The sequence below is a fragment of the Mumia sp. zg.B21 genome (assembly GCF_019550855.1).
GTDB lineage: Bacteria > Actinomycetota > Actinomycetes > Propionibacteriales > Nocardioidaceae > Mumia.
Genome location: NZ_JAHWCJ010000002.1, coordinates 916460 through 936326 on the forward strand (window position 1 = coordinate 916460; position 19867 = coordinate 936326).

Sequence of the window (19867 nt, forward strand, 5' to 3'; positions counted from 1 at the left end):
TCAGCCGGTCGACTGGTCGAGCGCTCGCAGCGCCCCGACCGGTGCGACCTCGAGGCCGGACTCGGTGCACACCCAACGAGGGTCCTCGCCGAGCTCCGGCTCGACCCCGAGGCTGTGCTCGGGGCCTGGCCCGCAGACGCGGCAGCGGGGCCACCGGCTGCCCGCGTCGAAGAGGGCGTCCTGGACGTCTTGCGCGATGAGGCCGGCGAGGAACGCTGCACCGTCCGGCCACTGGGCGACCCACCAGCCACGCTGGCTGAGCGCCTCCTCCAGGACGGAGACCGCCGAGGCGTCGGCCATGCGGTAGGCGGCGAGGTCGTGCAGCACGCGGGCCCGCGCCTCGAGGAGGAACTCCGTCACGGCGTCCAGGTTAAGCGGCCGGGCAAACCCTAGACCGCGACCGGACGACCGAGCGACCTCAGCTCGCGCGTGATGTTGGACCTCGCGCACGTCTCCCAGAGGGCACGGGCGGGTCGGGTCGCGAAGAAGTGGGGCCGCGCCTGGTAGCGCGCGAGAACCCGGGAGCGGAGCCGCCGGTACTCCGAGTCGGGGACGTGCAGGTTCTCGGCGCGGATCGCGCGGGCGTACCGGTCGTAGCGCTCGGGATCGGACCCGAGGACGCTCAGGTCGGCGTCGCACAGGACGGCTGCCTCGAGGTCTCCCGGCGGTGCGACGTGGTCACGGGTGGCCATCACAATCTCGGCCACGCGGTCCCCGGTGCCCGGGTCGAGCCAGCGCTGGGCGAGCGCGGCGGACCGCTCGACGTTGTCGGCGCGATGCACGTCGTAGATCGCGTCGTGGAACCACGCGGCGGTGCGGACGGTCTCCACGTCGAACGTCAGGCCCAGCGCTGCAAGCAGGTCCACGGCGCGGACCACCTCTGCCAGGTGATCGGCCCCGTGGTGTTCGCGGTGAGGCTCCGACCAGCGCTTCGCCAGCTCGAGCCGGATGCTGGGGTGCACCTGGTCCAATCTACGGGGCCTCCGCGACGACCGCAGGCGTGGCGGAAAATCCTGTCACCGCGTCGAGCGCCGCGGCCGCCACGACCAGGTCCTCCCACGCCATGCCGACGGACTTGAAGAACACCGGCCGTCCGGCCGCGTGCACCGGCTCGGCCGAAACCTCGGCCAGGGTGACGAGGGACAAGGGGTCGAGCGTCCCGGCCGCGACGGCCATCACGACGTCGCCAGCCTCGCGGAGCGCCGTCCGGCGATCCTCGACCACGACCCTCGACCGGCCGACCAGGTGCTCGTCAACCTCGCGTGCGTCCGGGTCGTGCGACCCGACGGCCACGACGATCGCGTCGTCGGCGACGAGGGTCCCGTCGAACACGGGCTCGCGCGCCGACGTGGCGCACAGGATCAGCCCTGCCGCACCCACGGCCTCGGCGGCGGCGGCGCTGTCGACGGCCACGACCCGGGTGGGGACGCCGACGAGCTCGGGGACCTCGGCCGTACGCGGATCGCGGGCGACATAGGTGACCGAGGCGACCGTGCGCACGCCCTCGACGACGTCGGCGGCGGTCGCCACGTGGCGTACGGCCTGGATGCCGACGCCGTAGGCGACGACGTGCAGCGGGCCGGTGTCGGCGAGGAGGTGCTGGCGGACACCGGCGAGAGAGACCGCCGGGGTGCGGAGCGCCGTCAGCTCGATCCCGTCGAGCAACGCGCGCGGAGCGAGCGTCCGGGCGTCGAAGAGCACGTAGATCCCTTGGATCCGCGGCAGCCCTCGCTCGCGGTTGCGGGGCGCGACCGTCACGATCTTGACGCCGGTGTCGGCGCCGTTCTCGGCGGGCATCACGATGTACTCGCCGTGGGTGAGCGGGACGAAGGTCCGCGGGGTGCCCTGGGTGGGGTCCAGGCCGTCGCGCAGCGCGGTGAGGAGCGCCTCGACGGCGTCGCGTGGGCGAAGCGCCGAGACGGCGGAGGCGTCGAGGTACGGCAGCGTCGTCATCGCAGCACGAACCCGGGTGTCAGGGAGTCGGCCGGGTCCACCACGAAGCGGTGCTCGCCGGTGCGGTGCGCGGTGCCGCTCACCGACACCACCACGGCCTCGTGCCCGTCGACGACCGTCCGCTCCTCCACACGTGCGAGGAAGCGCGAGCCGACCAGCGAGTCGTGCACGAGGTCGCGCCCGTCGGGGAGATCGCCGTGGGCGTCCAGCACCGCGACGCGAGCACACGTGCCGGAGCCGCAGGGGGATCGGTCGACCTCGCCGTCGGCGAAGACGGTGACGTTGCGCTGGTGCGCCCTGCCGTCGTCGGTGGTGCCGAGATCGTCGTAGATCGTCGTCCCGTAGACACCGCTCAGGCGGGTGTCGGTCGGGTGCTGGGCCACGGCGTGGTCGTTCAGGGCCCACTTGATCTCGCGACCGAGGGCGATGAGGTCGTCGACCTGCTCGGGCACGACGGCCAGCGCGGCGGTCCGGGCGTCGAGCTGCGCGTAGATCGCGCCACCGAAGCCGACGTCGACGCGCAGCGGACCCCGTGACGTCGCGACCTCCACGTCTCGGGCGATCGCATGGCTGGGCACGTTGACGAAGTCGGTGTGGGAGACGCGGCCCTGCGCCACGTGCACGCGTGCGGTCACCCGTCCCGAGGGGACGTCGATCCTGACGTCGACGACGCCGTCGGCGGGTGCCTGGACGAGGCCCGACTCCACCGCCCACGTCCCGAGGGCGATCGTGCCGTGGCCGCAGGCGGTCGAGAAGCCGTCCTTGTGCCAGAACAGCACACCGAAGTGGGCGCCGTCGTCGTCGGGCGGGGTGATGAAGCCGCCGTACATGTCGGCGTGGCCCCGCGGCTCGTGGCAGAGCACCCGACGCAGGTGCTGGACGTCGGGGTCGGCCGCCGCCCTGACCCGCCGGTCGGCGACCCCGTCACCGGGGAGCGCGACGGACGGGTCGGCGACGATCCGGAAGGGCTCGCCGCCGGTGTGGTAGTCGACGGTCGTCACGCCCTCCCACTCGGCGGTGTCCGATGCCGTCGGGGTGCTCGCCATCAGTACCGCCCGGTGAGCTCGCCCCACTGCCGCGACAGTCCGGCCGGGCTGCGGCGCTGCGGCACCCCCCAGGGGTTGTCGTCGCGCAGCGGCGGAGGAAGGACCGACTGCGGCGCGCCCTGGTAGGCCACCGCGCGGAGGAACCGTCCGATCGCCGCGGTCCCCACCGACGTGGCGTCGTGCGTGGTCGCCGGGTACGGGCCACCGTGCTGCATCGCCGCCGTCACGGAGACACCGGTGGGCCATGCCCCGAAGAGCACGCGTCCGCTCGTGCGGGCCAGGGCGTCGAGGAGAGGCTCGAGGGCTGCCGTGTCCTCGGTCGGAGCGAGGTGCACCGTCGCGGTCAGGTTGCCCGGGAAGAGGCGCTCGAAAGCAGCGGGGAGCTCCGCCGCGGTGCCGTACTCGACGACGACCGACAACGGTCCGAACGACTCGTCGAGGACCGTGTCTCCGGCCTTCTCGAGGTCGGCGAGGGACATCGACACCAGCGTGGGCGTGGCCCAGCCGAGACCGTCGGCGCCGACCCGGACCTCTCCCTCGACCAGCACCGAGACACCGGCGGCAGCGAGGACGGCCTCACGGCGCTCGCGGTAGCCGGCGGTGATCCCGGCGGTCAGCAGGCGGTGCTCGGGCACCTCCGCCGCCGCGGTGACGAGGGCATCGGTCAGCGGCTCTACGCCGGGGACGAGGAGGAAACCGGGCTTGGTGCACAGCTGACCGCACGAGCCCGAGACGCTGCCGACGTACGCGGCGGCGAGAGCATCGGCGCCGGCGGCGAGCGCAGCCGGGGTCACGACGACGGGGTTGACGCTGCCCAGCTCGCCGTAGAAGGGGATCGGCACCGGGCGGGCCGCGGCGACGTCGGCGAGCATCCGACCGACCGTCGTCGAGCCGGTGAACGCCGCCGCGCGGATGCGGTCGTCCTTGAGGGCCGCGACCCCGTCCTCACGGTCGAAGATCACGGCGAACGACCCGTGGGGCATCCCGGCCTCGCGGAGGGCCTCGGTCACGATCGTCGCGACGAGCGCGCTGAGCCGCGGGTGTCCGTCGTGGGCCTTGACCACGACCGGGTTGCCCGCGGCCAGTGCGGCTGCGGTGTCACCGCCGGCGACGGAGAAGGCCAGCGGGAAGTTGGAGGCGGCGTAGTTCAGCACGGGTCCGACCGGGACGTTGACCCTGCGCACGTCGGGCCGGGGACCGACCGCGTAGTCGGGGTCGGCGGCATCGATCCGGGCGTCGAGGTAGGCCCCCTCGACGACGACCTCGGCGAACAGGCGCAGCTGCTGCGTCGTACGGTTCAGCTCTCCTCGTAGCCGGCCCTCCGTGAGGCCGGTCTCCTCGGTGCCGAGCGCGACGATCTCGTCGGCCGCGAGCTCGAGGCGATCAGCGACCGAGACCAGGGCGGCTGCGCGGTCGCGCGGCGTCGTGCGGGCCAGGAGGGGGGCCGCCGCGTCGGCGGCGTCCAGCGTGGTGAACAGGTCGGTCATCGCCATCCTCAGAAGTCGAATCCGGTGGGGAACGGGTCGTGGGGGTCGAGCAGGTACTGGGCCGTCCCGGTGATCCAGGCCCGGCCGGTGATCTCCGGCAGCACCGCCTCGTGGTCACCGACGGTGGTGGTGGCGACGAGCCGGCCGGTGAACTCCGACCCGATGAACGACTCGTTGACGAAGTCGGTGTGCAGCGCCAGCTCACCCCGCGTGTACAGCTCGGCCATCCGCGCGGAGGTGCCGGTGCCGCAGGGCGACCGGTCGAACCACCCGGGATAGATCGCCATCGCGTGCCGGGACCGTACGGCGTCTGAGCCGGGAGCGATGAACTCCACGTGGTGGACGTGGTCGACCCCGTCGATCGTGGGGTGGTGCGGGGGTGCGGTCTCGTTGATCGCCGCCATGATGGCCAGACCGGCGGCGGCGATGTCGTTCTGACGCGCCCGGTCGAACGGCAGGCCGACGTCGTCGAGGTCGACCATCGCATAGAAGTTGCCGCCGAACGCCACCGAGTACGGCACCGTGCCGAGGCCGGGCACCTCGATCTTCTGGTCGAGTCGCTCGGTGAAGCTCGCCACGTTGGCGAGGGTCACCGACGTGGCTCGCCCGTCCTGCACAGCGACCCGGGCGACGACGAGACCGGCGGGGGTGTCGAGCCGGATCTCGGTCACCGGCTCGGTCGCCTCGACCATCCCGGTCTCGACCAGCACGGTGGCGACGCCGATCGTGCCGTGCCCGCACATCGGCAGGCAGCCGCTGGCCTCGATGAAGATGATCCCGAAGTCGCAGTCGTCCCGGGCGGGTGGCTGCAGGATCGCCCCGGACATCGAGGCGTGCCCGCGGGGCTCGCTCATGAGCAGCCGACGGATGTGGTCGAGGTGCTCGATGAAGTGGAGCCGGCGCTCGTTCATCGTCGCACCCGGGACCACGCCCACGCCGCCGGTGACCACTCGGGTGGGCATGCCTTCGGTGTGGGAGTCGACGGCATGGAAGATGCGTGTGGATCGCATGGTGACCTCCTGACTCGAGTATGGATCGGTGGCGTGGGCGCTCGGACGTCAGCGTGCGGCGATCGCGGCGAGCGCGCGCTCGGTGTCAGCGGTCACCGCAGCGACCTGCTCGGGGCTGAGCGGGCCGCGGGGCGGTCGCGTCGGCCCGCCGTACGAGTTGCCGCAGATGTCCATCGAGAGCTTGATCGCCTGCACGAACTCCGTACGGGAGTCCCACCGGAAGACCGCGACGAGCTGCGCGTAGAGCTGCTGGGCCTCCTGCCACTTGCCCGCCACGCAGAGGTCGTACAGCGCGACGGCCTCCTTGGGGAAGGCGTTGGGGTAGCCGGCGAACCAGCCGACGGCACCGTTGACCATGAGCTCGAAGAGCACGTCGTCGGCGCCGGCGATGACGTCGATGTTGCACTTCTCCTTGATCTCGTAGACCCGGCGGACGTCACCGGAGAACTCCTTGATCGCGACGACCTCGGGGATCTCGGCGAGTCGGGCGACGAGGTCGGGGGTCACGTCGACCTTGGTGTCGAAGGGGTTGTTGTAGGCCATGATCGGCATCCCGACCTCCGCCACCTTGCGGAAGTGCTCGACAACCTCGTCGGGGTTGGAGCGATAGAGGGTCGGCGGGAGCAGGAGCACGCCGTCGGCCCCGTCGGCCTGGGCGTTGCGCGCCCACTCCTGCGCCTGGTGCCAGCCGACACCGTGTACGCCGGCGACGACGACGCCCCGTCCGTCGACGGCGTCGACCGCGACCTGGACGACCTTGCGGCGTTCCTCGTCGGTCAGCGAGGAGTACTCGCCGAGCGACCCGTTGGGGCCGACTCCGCGGCACCCGTTCGCCATGAGGAAGTCGACGTGCTCGCCGAACTTGTCGTAGTCGACCGCGAGCCCGGCGGGCGCCGACGGGTCCTCCTTGAACGCGAGGGCGGTCGCGACGACGACGCCGCCGAGATCGATGGTGCTGGTCATGCTGGGTCCTTTCGGGAGGTGGACGGAACGTCGGGGGATGCGGGTCGGGCGAGGTCGCCCACCCGGACCGGCACGGCGATCGGCCGCCGGTCGGTGGAGGTGTGGTCGGCGAACGGGACGGATCCTCGTCCGCTCGCCGCGGAGAGGATGGTCTCGACCGTGCGGCCGCAGACCCTCCCCTGGCAGAGGCCGAGACCGGCTCGGGTGGTCAGCTTGAGTGAGCGCAGTCCGACGGACGAGGTGTCGGACGCGACGCGGGTCAGCGTGCCGTAGCCGACCTCCTCGCACCGGCACACGACCGTGTCGTCGTCGAGCCAGCGCATCCATCCCGGTCCGATGCCGTGGGCGGCCTCGATGCGGTCGGCGAACCGTCGGAAGCGGCTGCGGGCGCGGCGGGCGCGCGACAGGTGCGCCGCGGACGGATCGCCGCCCCCGGCCACCCAGCCGGCGATCTCGCCCTCGGCGAGGGCGAGGTCCACGCCGCCGATCTGCGTCAGCTCACCGGCTGCGAGCACACCCGCGACCGTGGTGCGCTGGTGGGCGTCGACGGCGACGAAGCGCTGGTCGGTGAGCCCGCAGCCGGCGGCGATCGCGAGCTCGAGGCGCGGGACGAAGCCGTGGCCGAGGCAGACGGCGTCGCACGACACCTCGCTCTCGGTGCCGGCCACGGGCTGCCACCGGTCGTCGACGTCGGCGACGGTCAGGCCCTCGACGCGGCCCTCTCCGTGGATGCGGACGACCGCCGAGCCGGTGCGGTACGGGACGCGGCCGCGGACCTGGTGTCCCGCGTACCCCGCGAGCTCGCTCACCTTGTGGGTCGTGCCGACCAGCTCCCACGGTCGCGCGAGCCACTCGCGGGCGAGGCGTCGAGGACGCGCGGCCTCGTGGACGCCGACGACGGAGGCGCCCGCCTGGAGCAGCGAGGCGGTGACCGGCAGCAGGAACGGCCCGGATCCGGCGACCACGACCCGCTCGCCGATCGCGAGCCGCTCGCCCTTGGCGAGGGCCTGGGCCGCGCCGGCGGTCACGACGCCGGGCAGGGTCCAGCCGGGGACCGGCAGCGTACGGTCGTGCGCCCCGGTGGCGAGGACCAGCCGCTGGGGTCGCAGCGTCTCCGTGCGCTGTCCGGTGCCGTCGACGTCACCGTGGGAGACGTGCACCGTGAGACCGGCGTCGTCCTGGCCGATCGCCCACACGTGCGCCTCCAGGCTCACCGTGACGCCGGGGTCGGACTGGAGGCTCTGGTGGAGCCGCCGATAACGGTCCCACTGGTGGTGGAGCACGCGCTCGCGTGCGGCGGGCCTGCTGGCCGGCAGGTGGCGCCAGTACTGGCCGCCGGTCCCGTCGGAGGCGTCGAGCACGCGGACGGTCGCTCCGGCGGCTCGCGCTGCGTGCGCCGCGGCCATGCCGGCGGGCCCGGCGCCGATCACGAGGACGTCCACGTCATCGCTCCTCTCGGGGCTCGGGCAGCCGGTCGTGCTGGCGCTCGACCAGCTCGCCGCCGCGGGCGCGTCGCTGGCACGCGCGGACGTCGCGGACACCGTCGACGCTCACGACGCAGTCGAAGCAGACGCCGATCCCGCAGAAGAGGCCCCGGCTCGCTCCGGAGACCGACGTCGTACGCCAGTCGAGGACGTCGTGGGAGAGCAGGATGCCGGCGACGGTCTGGCCGCGCACGCCCTCGTACCGGCGCCCCTCGAACTCGATGGTCACCGTCGTGGCGAGGGCCGGCTCCGCGGGATCGCGGGCGGGGTCGACAGGACGCGGGGTCACGATGCCTCCTCGAGGTAGGGCGCGAGCGTGGGGCGGTCGACCGCGAACGCCGCCGGGTCGAGTGGGGCCGCGGAGCCGGTCACCAGCGCGTGGAGCAGGTCGGCCGAGGGCACCGAGAGGCCGATGCCGGCGCCTTCGTGGCCGGTGACGTGGAGGAGCCCGGGTAGGCGGGGATCAGCCCCGACGAGCGGCAGGTGGTCGGGCATGTACGGGCGGAAGCCGCCGTACGTGCGCAGCACCGACGCGCTGGTGAGGAACGGGAAGATGCGCAGCGACTTCGCCGCGATCTCACGGACGACCTCGACGTCGAGGCGGTCGTCGAAGCCGACACGCTGGCGAGAGGAACCGATGAGGACGGTGCCGGCCGCGGTGGACTCCACCACGGTCGAGGTCTGGAGGTCGGCGTCCGCGGACTGGGTGGCACCGACGTAGTCGGCGTCGTAGACCTTGTGGAGCACGCGGTGCGGCATCCGTGTCGTGACGAGCACCATCCCGCGCCGGGGGAGGACCGGCAGGTGGACGCCGAGACGTCGGGCGACGTCGCCTGCCCACGGGCCGGCCGCGTTCACGACGACGTCTCCACCGTGGTCGCCTGCGGGTGTCGAGACACCGATCAGACGACCGTCGGGGCTGCGGACGGCCCCGACGACCTCGGTCTCGGTGAGGACGGTCGCCCCCGCGTGGCGGGCGGAGGCCAGCAGCGCCTCGGCCGCCGTCACCGGCTGCACCTGGGCATCCTGCGGATAGAGCACGCCTGCGGTGACGTCGCGGGTGAGGTACGGCTCGAGGGCCAGCGCCCCGGCGGTGTCGACGTCCTGCGCGTCGACACCTGCCGCGCGCTGCGTCGCGGCGAACGCCCGCAGGGCGTCGGCGCCGTCGGCGGTCGTGGAGACGACGAGCCCGCCCTTGCGCTCGTACTCGACCGAGGGGAAGGCCGCCCCGAGCTCCTCGTGCAGCTCGGCGGCGACCGTGGCCCACCGGTCGGCCGCCAGCAGCGAGAGGTCGAGCTCCGGTCCGGGTGTCTTGTCGGAGACGAGGAGATTGCCCTCGCAGGCCGCCGACGTGCCTCCGACGGCGGCGCCCCGCTCGAGGACGAGAACGTCGACCCCGGCCCGGGCGAGGCTCCGGGCACAGGCGGCACCGACGATGCCGGCGCCGACCACGATGGCGCGCATGGTGCCTCCTCGTTCGGGAGCCAGTAATATATCACATATTACTGGTAGGGACAGAGCGATCTCTGGGGTCTGGCTGTGTTCTGGCGTGACGTCGAGTCGCGGGATCAGGAGCCGAGGTACGCCTCGACGACGCGCGCGTCTCCCGCGAGCTCGTCGGCGGCGCCCGACAACGTCACACGCCCTGTCTCGACGACGTACGCACGGTCGGCGATGCGCAGCGCCGCCTTCGCGTTCTGCTCCACCAGGAGCACGGTGGTCCCCTGGGCGTTGACCTCGGCGATGATCTCCATGACCTGCTTGACGATCAGCGGAGCAAGGCCCATCGACGGCTCGTCGAGCAGGAGCAGCCGCGGATCGGCCACGAGGGCGCGGCCGATCGCCAGCATCTGCTGCTCGCCGCCCGACAGCGTGCCGCCCTGCTGGCGCCGCCGCTCGAGCAGGCGCGGCATCAAGGCGTAGACCCGCTCGACGCGCTCGTCGATCACCGAGGTGTCGCGCACGCGGTAGCCGCCGAGCATGAGGTTCTCGTGCACCGTCATCGTGCTGAAGATCCGCCGGCCCTCGGGCACGTGGACCACGCCGCGAGGGACGAGGTCGTGTGCCGGCACCGACCGCAGGTCGGTCCCGTCCCAGGTCACCGACCCCGACGACGGCTTGACCAGTCCCGAGATGAGGTTCATCGTCGTGGTCTTGCCGGCGCCGTTGTTGCCGAGCAGCGCGACGATCTCGCCCTGGTCCACGTGGAAGCTCAGCGAACGCAGCGCGTGGACCCGTCCGTAGTAGACGTCGACGTCCTCGACGACCAGCCCGCTCATGCGTCCTCCTCGTCCTCGGAGCCGAGATACGCCTCGATCACCTTCGGGTCGCTCTTGATCTCCGCGGGAGTCCCGTCGGCGATCTCCTTGCCGTGGTTGAGCACGATGATGCGCTCGGAGATGTCCATCACCAGCCCCATGTCGTGCTCGATGAGGACGATGCCGATCCCCAGGTCGCGGATCCGCCGGATGAGGGCGACCAGCTGCTGCTTCTCGTTGTGGTTCAGGCCGGCGGCCGGCTCGTCGAGCAGCAGCAGGCGGGGCTTCGTGGCGAGGGCACGAGCGATCTCCACCCGACGCTGCTCGCCGTACGGGAGCTGGGTCACGTAGAGGTCCTCGTCGCCGGTGAAGCCGACGAAGTCGAGCCACCCACGCGCCTCCTCGAGGCACTGCCGCTCGCTGCGCTTGTAACGCGGGGTGTGCAGCATGGCGTCGTACCAGCGCTGACGCAGGGCAGCGTGCATCGCGGTCTTCACGTTGTCGAGGACCGACAGCTCCCGGAACAGCCGCAGGTTCTGGAAGGTGCGTGCCATCCCCGCCTTCGTGATCGTCGACGGCAGCGACCGTACGATCGAGCGGCCCTTGAACGTGATCGATCCGCTGGTGGGACGGTAGAACCCGGAGATGCAGTTGAAGGCGGACGTCTTGCCCGCCCCGTTCGGACCGATGACCGAGAGGATCTCGCCCGAGCGCACCGACATCGACAGTCCGTCCACGGCCTTCACGCCGCCGAAGGCCAGGTGCAGGTCGGTGACCTCGAGCAGGACCTCTCCGGTCTCCGTGGTGGTCGCGGTCATCGGTTCTCTCCTTCCCGGCGGGCGAGCAGGTCGCCGCCGGTGTCCTCGCCCTCGTTCAGCTCAGCCTCGTCGCGCGTCTCAGGGGCCGAGTCCTGCTCCACCTCGTCGACGTCCTCGTCGACGTGCTTGTCCTTGGACCACGGGAGGACGGCCGTCGCGGGCCAGATGCCCGTCGGACGGAAGATCATGGTCACGACCAGCAGCACACCGAAGAGCAGGAACCGCCACTCCGCGAACTCCCGCAGGAACTCAGGCGCCAGCGAGACGAACAGCGCGCCGATGATGACGCCGGGCACCGAGCCCATCCCGCCGAGCACGACGGCCATGAGGATCAACGCCGAGTAGAGGAACAAGAAGCTGTTGGGGGAGATCGCGGTGAGGTGCGTCCCCATCAGCTGCCCGGCGAGTCCCGCCCAGACCGCACCGATGATGTAGGCGGTGATCTTGGTGACGTAGGTGTTGATGCCCATCGCCTCGGCGGCGTCCTCGTCGTCGCGGACCGCCTTCCACGCGCGGCCCATCTTGCCGCGGGCGAGTCGCCCGAGTGCTACCACTCCGACGAGGCCGACGATCACGGCGACGAAGTAGTAGAAGACGACCTTGCCGTTGAAGAAGATGCCCGCGATGGTGACGCCGTCGGCGAGGTCCCAGCCGAAGAGCTGCCACGAGGGGATCCCGTGGATGCCGGACGGGCCCCCGGTGATCTCCAGGTTGTTGGCCGTGAGGCGGATGATCTCGCCGAACCCGAGCGTGACGATCGCGAGGTAGTCGCTGCGCAGCCGCAGCGTCGGACCGCCGATGACGATGCCGGCGATGATGCAGGCGACGATGACGCCGGGCACGGCGAAGACCATCGACCAGCCGAAGTGGGTGGTCAGGATGCCCGACGTGTAGGCGCCGACCGCGAAGAACGCGATGTAACCGAGGTCGAGGAGGCCCGCATAGCCGACCACGACGTTGAGACCGAGCGCGAGCATCACGTAGATGAGTGCTGTGGTCATGATCGAGATCGTGTACGGCGACGCGTTGATGAACGGCAGGAGCAGCACGAAGGCGAACGCGGCGATGCCGAGCAGCCGCAGCACGCTGTCGTCGCTGCGCCAACCACGGGAACGCTCGGGACGGGCGCGGGTCGGGGCGGGCGCGGTGATGGAGGCCTGAGTCTTCATCGGGTCACATCCGCTCGACGACGCGGGCACCGAGGATGCCGGTCGGCTTGAACGACAAGAAGATGATCAGACAGGCGAACGAGAACACGTCGCGCCACTCCCCTCCGAGCCAGGCGGTCCCGAAGGACTCGAGCAGACCGAGCGTCAGTCCGCCGAGCATCGCGCCGTACAGGTTCCCGATGCCGCCGATCACCGCGGCCGTGAATGCCTTGATGCCGATCACGAACCCCATGAGGAAGTCGATCGAGCCGTAGTAGGCGCCGGCCATGACGCCTGCGGCGCCGGCCAGTGCCGAGCCGATGAAGAAGACCCGCGAGATGACGCGGTTGACGTTGATGCCCATCAGGGTCGAGGCCGCGGGGTCCAGGGCGATGGCGCGCATCGCGCGGCCCTCCCGCGTGCGGTTCACGTAGAACGCGAGCACGACCATCAGGAGTGCGGCGAGGGCCATCAGCACCAGCTGTGCGGTGGAGATGCGAGCGCCGATGAACTCGACGCTGCCTCCACTGACCCGCACGGGGTACGCCTTGGGGGACGGGCCGAAGATCTGGCGGACCGCGTACTCGAGGGTGAAGGACATGCCCACCGCGGTGATGAGGACCGCCAACCGTGGTGACGATCTCAACGGTCTGTACGCCACGCGCTCGACCGTCACCCCGAGCAGCCCGGTGAAGATCATCGCGACCAGCACGAGCAGGACGAGTGTCGGGATGGTGGCCGCTGCGGCGAGGCCACCGAAGGACGTCAGCAGGACGAAGCCGACGAAGGCACCGATCATGTAGACGTCGCCGTGGGCGAAGTTGAGCAGCTTGATGATCCCGTACACCATGCTGTAGCCGAGCGCGATGAGGGCGTAGAACGACCCGACGAACAGGCCGTTGATGATGATCTGCGACATGAGGCTCCGATCGTGATCCAGCGATACGGGGTCCCGGCCCCACAGGAGCCGGGACCCCTCTCAGACGTCAGCCCTGCAGGTCGTCGTGCAGGACGAACGAGCCGTCGTCGCCGATCGTCACGATCGCGAAGCCGCCCTCGGCGAGGGTGCCTTCCTCGGTGAAGGTGATCGGACCGGAGAAGGCGGGGAACCCGTCGAGGTCGCGCAGCGCGGCGTCGATGTCCTTCATCTCGGTGGAGTCGGCGTTCTTGATCGCCTCGGCCATCACCCGGACCGCGTCGTAGGACTGCGTCGAGTACGGGCCAGGCTCGTCGCCGAACTTCTTCGTGTAGTCGGCGATCCAGTCCTCGGCACCCTCGAGCATGTCGGGCGTCTGGGTGAAGGTCGCGTAGACGTTGTCGGTGTAGTCCTTGCCGGAGATCTCCGCGAAGCTGGCATCGACCGAGCCGTCACCGGCGAGGAACGTGCCCTTGTAGCCGGCGTCCTTGGACTGGCGGTTCAGCAGGCCGCCCTCCTGGTAGTAGCCCGTCCAGTAGACGAAGTCGGCGCCGGACTTCACGAGCTTGTTGGCCTCGGCGGAGTAGTCCTTCTCCTTCGGCGTCATGGTCGCGTCCAGCACGACGTCGAGACCGGCGGACTTGGCCTGCTCGACGAACGAGTCGGCGAGGTCGACGGAGTAGTCGGTCGAGTCGTCGATCACCGCGATCTTGGAGGCACCCTCCTTCTTCGCGAACGCGACGGCGGCGGCGGCCTGCTGGGTGCCGGTGCCGTTGATGAGGAAGACGTTCTCCTGGTCGGCCTCGACGAGCGCGTTGGAGTTGGCCGCCGGGATGACCATCGGCACCTCGGCCTGCAGGAAGATCGGGAGCGTCGGGAGCGTCGCGCCCGAGCAGTAGCCGCCCACCGACGCCACGACTCCCTGGGAGACGAGCTTGTTGGCGGCCGCGACGGCGGTCGTGGCGTCGCACCCGTCGTCCTGGGTCACGAGCTCGATGTCCTTGCCGTCGATGCCGCCGTCGGCGTTGATCTCCTCGACGGCGAGGGCGGCGCCGTTCTTCATGTAGTCGCCGAACGCGCTCTCCGTACCGGAGAAGGGGGCGAGCATGCCGAACTTGATCGTGTCGCCGGACTTCTCGTCGTCGCTTCCACCAACGCCACCGCCGCAACCTGCGACGGCAGTCGCGAGAGCGACGCTGGCGGCCAGATAGCGGGCGCGCCGCCAGACCGACGCGGACCGAGTGCTCTTCATGCGTGTTCCTTCCTCGTCGGCGCGGGTCATCGCCGTGCCTTGATATGTGACATATTACATATCACGTGACGCGGATTACGCGGAAGTAAATAGGGAAAACAGTTGGGTTACAACGTCGCCGACGGCGTGGTGTCCTCCGCCACACCGCTCCACCAGCCGAGGACGTGACCGATGTGGCGTGACATCAGCTCGCTCGCCGCCGCCCCGTCGCCGGCCTCCAGGAAGTCGAGGAGGGCCTCGTGCTCGTCGATCGACGCCCGGAGCTGCTCGCGGGTGATCTTGGCGGCGATGCCCACCGTGCGTGTCTGGTCGCGCAGGTTGCCGACGACCTCGACGAGGATCGGGTTGCCCAGGAGCGCGAGGAGACCGAGGTGAAGCTCCTTGTCGGCCCGGACGTAGGTCGGGAAGTCCCGCGCGTCGGCCGCGTCGCGGACGCGGACGACGAGCGCGTCGAAGGCGGGCCGGTCCGCCGCGGTGAACCGCTCGGCGACGTCGAGCATCGTGGGGCACTCCAGCAGGCGCCTGGTCCGTACGAGGTTGGAGAGCTCGTCACGCCCGACCTCGCGGACGCGGAAGCCCTTGTTGCGCACGGGGACGACGAAACCGCGACGAGCGAGGTTGAGCATCGCCTCGCGCACCGGCGTGGCCGACACCTCGTACTGTGACGCGAGCACAGGGACGGTGAGCAGCTCGTGCGGCTCCACGAGGCCGGTGACGATCGCCGCGGTCAGCGACTCCTCGATCTGCTCGCGCAGGCTGTGACCGGGCTCGATCCGGCGGGACGTCCAGGTCGGCAATGGACCCACTCCTCGATCAGTGATGCGTCACATAGTACCGACCCTTGCACCGTGGGCACCTTGGTCCTCGTATCTCGACGAGAGGTGCCGGATATGGCGAACACCACACCGTTTGGCGACTCGAACAACAATTCGTCCGGCGTTGGACATAGCGAGAGCATCCCACCAGCGACGAGGGGAAAGGGCATGACCATCGCGACCGAACTGCGCACCGAGACCGGCCGTGGCCGCGGCTGGGAGGGCTTCGTCGACGGGCCGTGGCAGACCCGCATCGACGTCCGGGACTTCATCCAGCGCAACTACACGCCGTACGACGGCGACAGTACGTTCCTCGCCGGCCCGACCGAACGGACCAGCGCGCTCTGGCGCCGGGTCAGCAGTCTCTTCCCCGAGGAGCGCGAGAAGGGCGTCTACGACGTCGACTGGCACACTCCGGCCGGCATCACCGCCCACGCGCCCGGCTACATCGACCGGGCGAACGAGCTCATCGTCGGGCTTCAGACCGATGCTCCGCTCAAGCGGGCGATGATGCCCAACGGTGGGTGGCGCATGGTCGAGAACGCCCTCGAGACGTACGGCTACCCGGTCGACCCGATGCTCAAGAAGGTCTTCACCGAGTACCGCAAGACCCACAACCAGGGTGTCTTCGACGCCTACCCGCCCTCGGTGCGAGCGGCCCGTTCGTCGCACGTCATCACCGGCCTCCCGGACGCCTACGGACGAGGCCGCATCATCGGCGACTACCGCCGCGTGGCGCTGTACGGGGTCGACGCCCTCATCGCCGACAAGCGCAACGACCGGGCCCTCCTCGACCGCCAGCCTGCGTCGGAGGACATCATCCGCGCCCGCGAGGAGAACAGCGAGCAGATCCGCGCGCTCCAGGAGCTCGGGCAGATGGCCGCCTCGTACGGGTTCGACATCTCGCAGCCGGCGACGAACGCCCGTGAGGCCGTCCAGTGGACCTACTTCGCCTACCTCGGCGCCGTGAAGGAGCAGAACGGTGCCGCGATGTCGCTCGGTCGCACGGCGACCTTCCTCGACATCTACCTCGAGCGCGACCTGGCCCGTGGCGACCTGACCGAGTCTCAGGCGCAGGAGCTGATCGACGACTTCGTCATCAAGCTGCGCATCGTCCGCTTCCTTCGGACGCCCGAGTACGACGCCCTGTTCAGCGGCGACCCGACCTGGGTGACGGAGTCGCTCGCGGGCATGGGCGACGACGGGCGCCCTCTGGTCACCAAGACGACGTTCCGCTACCTCCAGACCCTCTACAACCTCGGTCCCGCGCCGGAGCCGAACCTCACCGTGCTGTGGAGCGACCGGCTCCCCGAGGGATTCAAGCGCTTCGCCGCGCAGGTCTCGATCGACACGTCGGCCATCCAGTACGAGTCCGACCACCACATCCGTGAGTGGTGGGGTGACGACGCGGCCATCGCGTGCTGTGTGTCCCCGATGCGCGTCGGCAAGCAGATGCAGTTCTTCGGCGCGCGGGTGAACCTCGCCAAGACCTTGCTCTACGCCATCAACGGCGGCCGCGACGAGATCACCGGCAAGCAGGTCGGACCGGCCGCCTCGCCGGTCGACGAGGGACCGCTGGACTACCGCGACGTGATGAAGCGCTTCGACGCCGAGATGGACTGGCTCGCCGGGACGTACGTGGAGGCGCTCAACGTCATCCACTACATGCACGACAAGTACGCCTACGAGCGGCTCGAGATGGCGCTGCACGACACCGACGTGCTGCGGACCATGGCGTGCGGCATCGCAGGGCTGTCGGTGGCCGCGGACTCGTTGTCGGCGATCAAGTACGCACGCGTGGTCCCGGTCTTCGACGAGCGAGGGATCGTCGTGGACTTCGACACCACCGGCGACTTCCCGACCTTCGGCAACGACGACGACCGTGTCGACGCCATCGCGCGCGACCTCGTTGAGCGGTTCATGGAGAAGCTGCGCGCCTACCCGACCTACCGGGACGCGCTTCACACGCAGTCGGTCCTCACCATCACGTCCAACGTCGTCTACGGCAAGGCCACCGGCAACACCCCGGACGGACGCCGCCGGGGCGAGCCGTTCGCGCCGGGCGCCAACCCGATGAACGGGCGTGACACCCACGGGATGCTCGCCAGCGCGCTGTCGGTGGCGAAGCTCGCCTACGACGACGCGCAGGACGGCATCTCGCTGACGAACACCGTGGTGCCGTCGGGACTCGGTCGCACGAAGGAGGAGCAGGTCACGAACCTCGTCGGCCTCCTCGACGCCTACACCGGCTCCGACGGCTACCACATGAACGTCAACGTCCTGAACCGCGAGACCCTCGAGGACGCGATGGAGCACCCGGAGAAGTACCCGCAGCTCACCGTCCGGGTGTCGGGGTACGCAGTGAACTTCGTCCGCCTCACGCGCGAGCAGCAGCTCGACGTGCTGTCGCGCACGTTCCACGGGGCCGTCGCCTGATGACCGCCACCGTTCTCGCCGACCTCCCCGCGGTCGAGCTCGACCGCGAGGAGCGGCTGGCGGCGATGCGCTCCGGCGAGGTGGGGGCGGTCCACTCCTGGGAGCTCGTGACGGCGGTCGACGGGCCTGGGACCCGGATGACGACGTTCCTGACCGGATGCCCGTTGCGCTGCCTCTACTGCCAGAACCCCGACACCTGGAGGATGCGTGACGGCACGGAGGTGCGCGCCGACGACCTGGTCGCCCGCGTCGCGCGCTACCGGCCGGTGTTCGAGGCGACCGGCGGCGGCCTCACGCTGTCGGGCGGTGAGCCGTTGATGCAGCCGCGGTTCGTCGCCCGTGTCCTGCGCGGGGTGAAGCAGCTGGGGGTGCGTACGGCGCTCGACACCTCGGGCTTCCTCGGTGCCGCCGCGACCGACGAGATGCTCGACGACGTCGACCTGGTGCTGCTCGACGTCAAGGCCGGGGACGAGGAGACCTACCGGCGTGCGACCGGCCGCACCCTCCGACCGACGATCGACTTCGGAGACCGCCTGGCAGCGCGGGGAACCGAGGTCTGGGTGCGGTTCGTGCTCGTTCCCGGGCTGACCGACGCTGTCGACAACGTCGAGAACGTGGCGCGGATCGTCGAGCGCTGGCCCAACGTCACCCGCGTCGAGATCCTCCCCTTCCACCAGCTGGGCCGCGGGAAGTGGGAGCGGCTCGACACCCCGTACGCGCTCGCCGACGTCGCGCCGCCCTCACCCGAGCTGGTCGCGCGGGTCCGCCGCCAGTTCGAGGCGCACGGTCTGCCGACGTACGTCGGCTGACCCTCAGTCGTCGCGCTCGCTGCCCTGGTAGAGGCGGTCGCGTCCCGGGCCGCCCCGCAGGACGTCCCTGCCTGGACCACCCTCGAGCGTGTCGTTGCCCGGGCCACCCCACAGGCGGTCGCGCCCACGGTTGCCCTCGATGTCGTCGTTGCCCGACCCGCCGCGGAGACGGTCGTTGCCCACGCCGCCCTGCAGGTCGTCGTTGCCGGAGCCGCCCCACATGCGGTCGTTGCCGGAGCCGCCCTCGATGTCGTCGCCTCGGGAGCCGCCGTACAGGCGGTCGCTGCCGGTGCCGCCCTCGAGGTCGTCCTCGCCGGCGCCGCCGCAGATGACGTCGTTGCCGCCGAGCCCTCGGATGTCGTCCTCGCCGCCGAGCCCGGCGATCACGTCCCGCCCACCGGTGCCGCGGATGTTGTCGTCGCCGGCGGTGCCGACGATCGTGGCCCGGAGACCACCGCAGGTGGCTGCCTGGGCAGCGTCCGCGGAGCCGGCCGTGAGGGCAAGGCCGGCGATCCCGAGCACGGATGCCGCTCCGAGGGCCGCGCTCCGGCGGCGGATGCTGGTGCGAGTCATGGGTCTCTCCTTCGGCAGGGGATCTGGTCGCTGTCCCTCCAGACAACCCCCGATCGGGCCGCTCTGCACGAACGGCTCAGTCAGGCCAGGAGGGAGAGCGCCCGGCGAGCGCGACGACCCGGTCGAGCAGGGGAGCGTCCGCAGCCACCGGCAGCGGAGGCCCGAACAACCCCTCGCGCGCCTCGGCCTGCTCCGGCGCCGCCGACTCCTCGACGAAGCGGTGGACGATGGTGAGGGCTTCCGGGTCGACCTCGTACGGCTGGCCGGTGGCGCGGGCGAGGTCCCAACCGTGCAGCACGATCTCGTCCAGGGCCACGACGCCGGCGATCTCCGCAGGCATCGTGACGCCTCCCGCCGTCGCCTCACCTGTCCACGCCTCCGGAGATCGCCAGGCCTCGGCGAGCGCATCGAGGCGCTGCGGGATCCGCTCTCGCCACCCCGGGGAGAGACCTGCGTCCGACGGTTGCGGTGGGGCGGCGAGCGCCGGGTCGTCGGACTTGCGGGCCGCGAGCGTGAAGGCGAGGGCAAGTCCGTCGAGATGGTCCAGCAGGGTCGCGACGTCGTACTCGCACGGGGTCGGTCGACCGAGCTCGCCGTCGTCGACGCCCTCGAGCAGAGCGCTGACGCGACGGGCGGCGGGGCCGAGGTCCAGAAGATCAGGCACGGGTGAGCCTCTCGTCGTTTCGGGTCCGGTCACATCCCCGACTCGGCAAGCCTCCCAAAATCATCGGCACGCCAACCCATCAGTCCGTCAGCCCATCAGTCCCTCAGCCCGTCAGGTCGGCGACGAGCTGCGCGGTCTCGCGATCGACGACCTCGGTGCTGACGTACCCACGGCGTCCTTGCGCGATGTACTGCTGCGACCGCTCGGCTCGTCGACCAGCGTGCCCAGCATGTCG

General features: G+C 70.7%; 20 protein-coding genes. 2 read left to right on the plus strand and 18 right to left on the minus strand.

Going from position 1 to position 19867, the window contains the following annotated elements; genetic code table 11:
• From KV100_RS13265 to KV100_RS13340, 16 genes are all read right to left on the minus strand, one after another.
• The gene (locus KV100_RS13265) at window positions 1–360 is read right to left on the minus strand and encodes a hypothetical protein (RefSeq protein ID WP_220343503.1); all 360 of its coding nucleotides are present in this window, start codon (window positions 358–360) and stop codon (window positions 1–3) included.
• Window positions 361–389: 29 nt separating this feature from the next.
• Entirely contained in the window at window positions 390–962 is a 573-nt protein-coding gene (locus KV100_RS13270) for a metal-dependent phosphohydrolase (protein WP_220343504.1), read from the minus strand.
• A gap of 10 nt (window positions 963–972) precedes the next feature.
• Complete coding sequence (locus tag KV100_RS13275) at window positions 973–1953, minus strand: ornithine cyclodeaminase family protein (protein WP_220343505.1); 981 nt, start codon at window positions 1951–1953, stop codon at window positions 973–975.
• Window positions 1950–2999, minus strand: a complete 1050-nt coding sequence (locus tag KV100_RS13280) for a proline racemase family protein (RefSeq protein WP_220343506.1) — start codon at window positions 2997–2999, stop codon at window positions 1950–1952. The genes KV100_RS13275 and KV100_RS13280 overlap by 4 nt, the downstream gene beginning before the upstream one ends.
• Window positions 2999–4486 carry an aldehyde dehydrogenase (NADP(+)) gene (locus KV100_RS13285; protein ID WP_255566138.1) on the minus strand — a complete coding sequence of 496 codons (1488 nt, stop codon included), beginning with the start codon at window positions 4484–4486 and terminating at the stop codon, window positions 2999–3001. Before KV100_RS13285 ends, KV100_RS13280 begins: the two co-directional genes overlap by 1 nt.
• A gap of 8 nt (window positions 4487–4494) precedes the next feature.
• Entirely contained in the window at window positions 4495–5496 is a 1002-nt protein-coding gene (locus tag KV100_RS13290; protein WP_220343508.1) for a proline racemase family protein, read from the minus strand.
• Window positions 5497–5544: 48 nt separating this feature from the next.
• Complete coding sequence (locus KV100_RS13295) at window positions 5545–6459, minus strand: dihydrodipicolinate synthase family protein (protein ID WP_220343509.1); 915 nt, start codon at window positions 6457–6459, stop codon at window positions 5545–5547.
• On the minus strand, window positions 6456–7901 hold the full coding sequence (locus tag KV100_RS20195) for an FAD-dependent oxidoreductase (RefSeq protein WP_220343510.1): 1446 nt from the start codon (window positions 7899–7901) through the stop codon (window positions 6456–6458). The genes KV100_RS13295 and KV100_RS20195 overlap by 4 nt, the downstream gene beginning before the upstream one ends.
• Before the next feature lies 1 nt (window position 7902).
• On the minus strand, window positions 7903–8232 hold the full coding sequence (locus KV100_RS13305) for a (2Fe-2S)-binding protein (RefSeq protein WP_301022241.1): 330 nt from the start codon (window positions 8230–8232) through the stop codon (window positions 7903–7905).
• The gene (locus KV100_RS13310; RefSeq protein WP_220343511.1) at window positions 8229–9407 is read right to left on the minus strand and encodes an FAD-binding oxidoreductase; all 1179 of its coding nucleotides are present in this window, start codon (window positions 9405–9407) and stop codon (window positions 8229–8231) included. Before KV100_RS13310 ends, KV100_RS13305 begins: the two co-directional genes overlap by 4 nt.
• 104 nt (window positions 9408–9511) lie before the next feature.
• The gene (locus KV100_RS13315) at window positions 9512–10222 is read right to left on the minus strand and encodes an ABC transporter ATP-binding protein (RefSeq protein ID WP_220343512.1); all 711 of its coding nucleotides are present in this window, start codon (window positions 10220–10222) and stop codon (window positions 9512–9514) included.
• Window positions 10219–11019 (minus strand): ABC transporter ATP-binding protein, encoded by an 801-nt coding sequence (locus KV100_RS13320; protein WP_220343513.1) that lies wholly within the window; start codon window positions 11017–11019, stop codon window positions 10219–10221. The genes KV100_RS13315 and KV100_RS13320 overlap by 4 nt, the downstream gene beginning before the upstream one ends.
• Window positions 11016–12188, minus strand: a complete 1173-nt coding sequence (locus KV100_RS13325; protein ID WP_220343514.1) for a branched-chain amino acid ABC transporter permease — start codon at window positions 12186–12188, stop codon at window positions 11016–11018. The genes KV100_RS13320 and KV100_RS13325 overlap by 4 nt, the downstream gene beginning before the upstream one ends.
• Window positions 12189–12192: 4 nt before the next feature.
• The gene (locus KV100_RS13330; RefSeq protein ID WP_220343515.1) at window positions 12193–13086 is read right to left on the minus strand and encodes a branched-chain amino acid ABC transporter permease; all 894 of its coding nucleotides are present in this window, start codon (window positions 13084–13086) and stop codon (window positions 12193–12195) included.
• A gap of 67 nt (window positions 13087–13153) precedes the next feature.
• Window positions 13154–14335, minus strand: a complete 1182-nt coding sequence (locus KV100_RS13335) for a branched-chain amino acid ABC transporter substrate-binding protein (protein WP_220343516.1) — start codon at window positions 14333–14335, stop codon at window positions 13154–13156.
• 107 nt (window positions 14336–14442) lie between these two features.
• Window positions 14443–15132, minus strand: coding sequence for a GntR family transcriptional regulator (locus KV100_RS13340; RefSeq protein WP_220343517.1), 690 nt, complete (start codon window positions 15130–15132; stop codon window positions 14443–14445).
• A 186-nt stretch (window positions 15133–15318) separates the two neighbouring features.
• On the opposite strand from KV100_RS13340, the gene pflB reads away from it, so the two are divergent.
• Entirely contained in the window at window positions 15319–17586 is a 2268-nt protein-coding gene (gene pflB / locus KV100_RS13345) for a formate C-acetyltransferase (protein WP_220343518.1), read from the plus strand.
• Window positions 17586–18395, plus strand: coding sequence for a pyruvate formate-lyase-activating protein (gene pflA / locus KV100_RS13350; protein WP_220343519.1), 810 nt, complete (start codon window positions 17586–17588; stop codon window positions 18393–18395). The genes pflB and pflA overlap by 1 nt, the downstream gene beginning before the upstream one ends.
• A gap of 3 nt (window positions 18396–18398) precedes the next feature.
• On the opposite strand, the gene KV100_RS13355 is transcribed toward pflA, so the two are convergent.
• Together KV100_RS13355 and KV100_RS13360 are read right to left on the minus strand one after the other, a co-directional pair.
• Window positions 18399–18968, minus strand: coding sequence for a calcium-binding protein (locus KV100_RS13355; protein ID WP_220343520.1), 570 nt, complete (start codon window positions 18966–18968; stop codon window positions 18399–18401).
• 76 nt (window positions 18969–19044) lie between these two features.
• On the minus strand, window positions 19045–19632 hold the full coding sequence (locus KV100_RS13360; protein ID WP_301022139.1) for a TIGR03086 family metal-binding protein: 588 nt from the start codon (window positions 19630–19632) through the stop codon (window positions 19045–19047).
• Window positions 19633–19867: the final 235 nt, after the last annotated feature.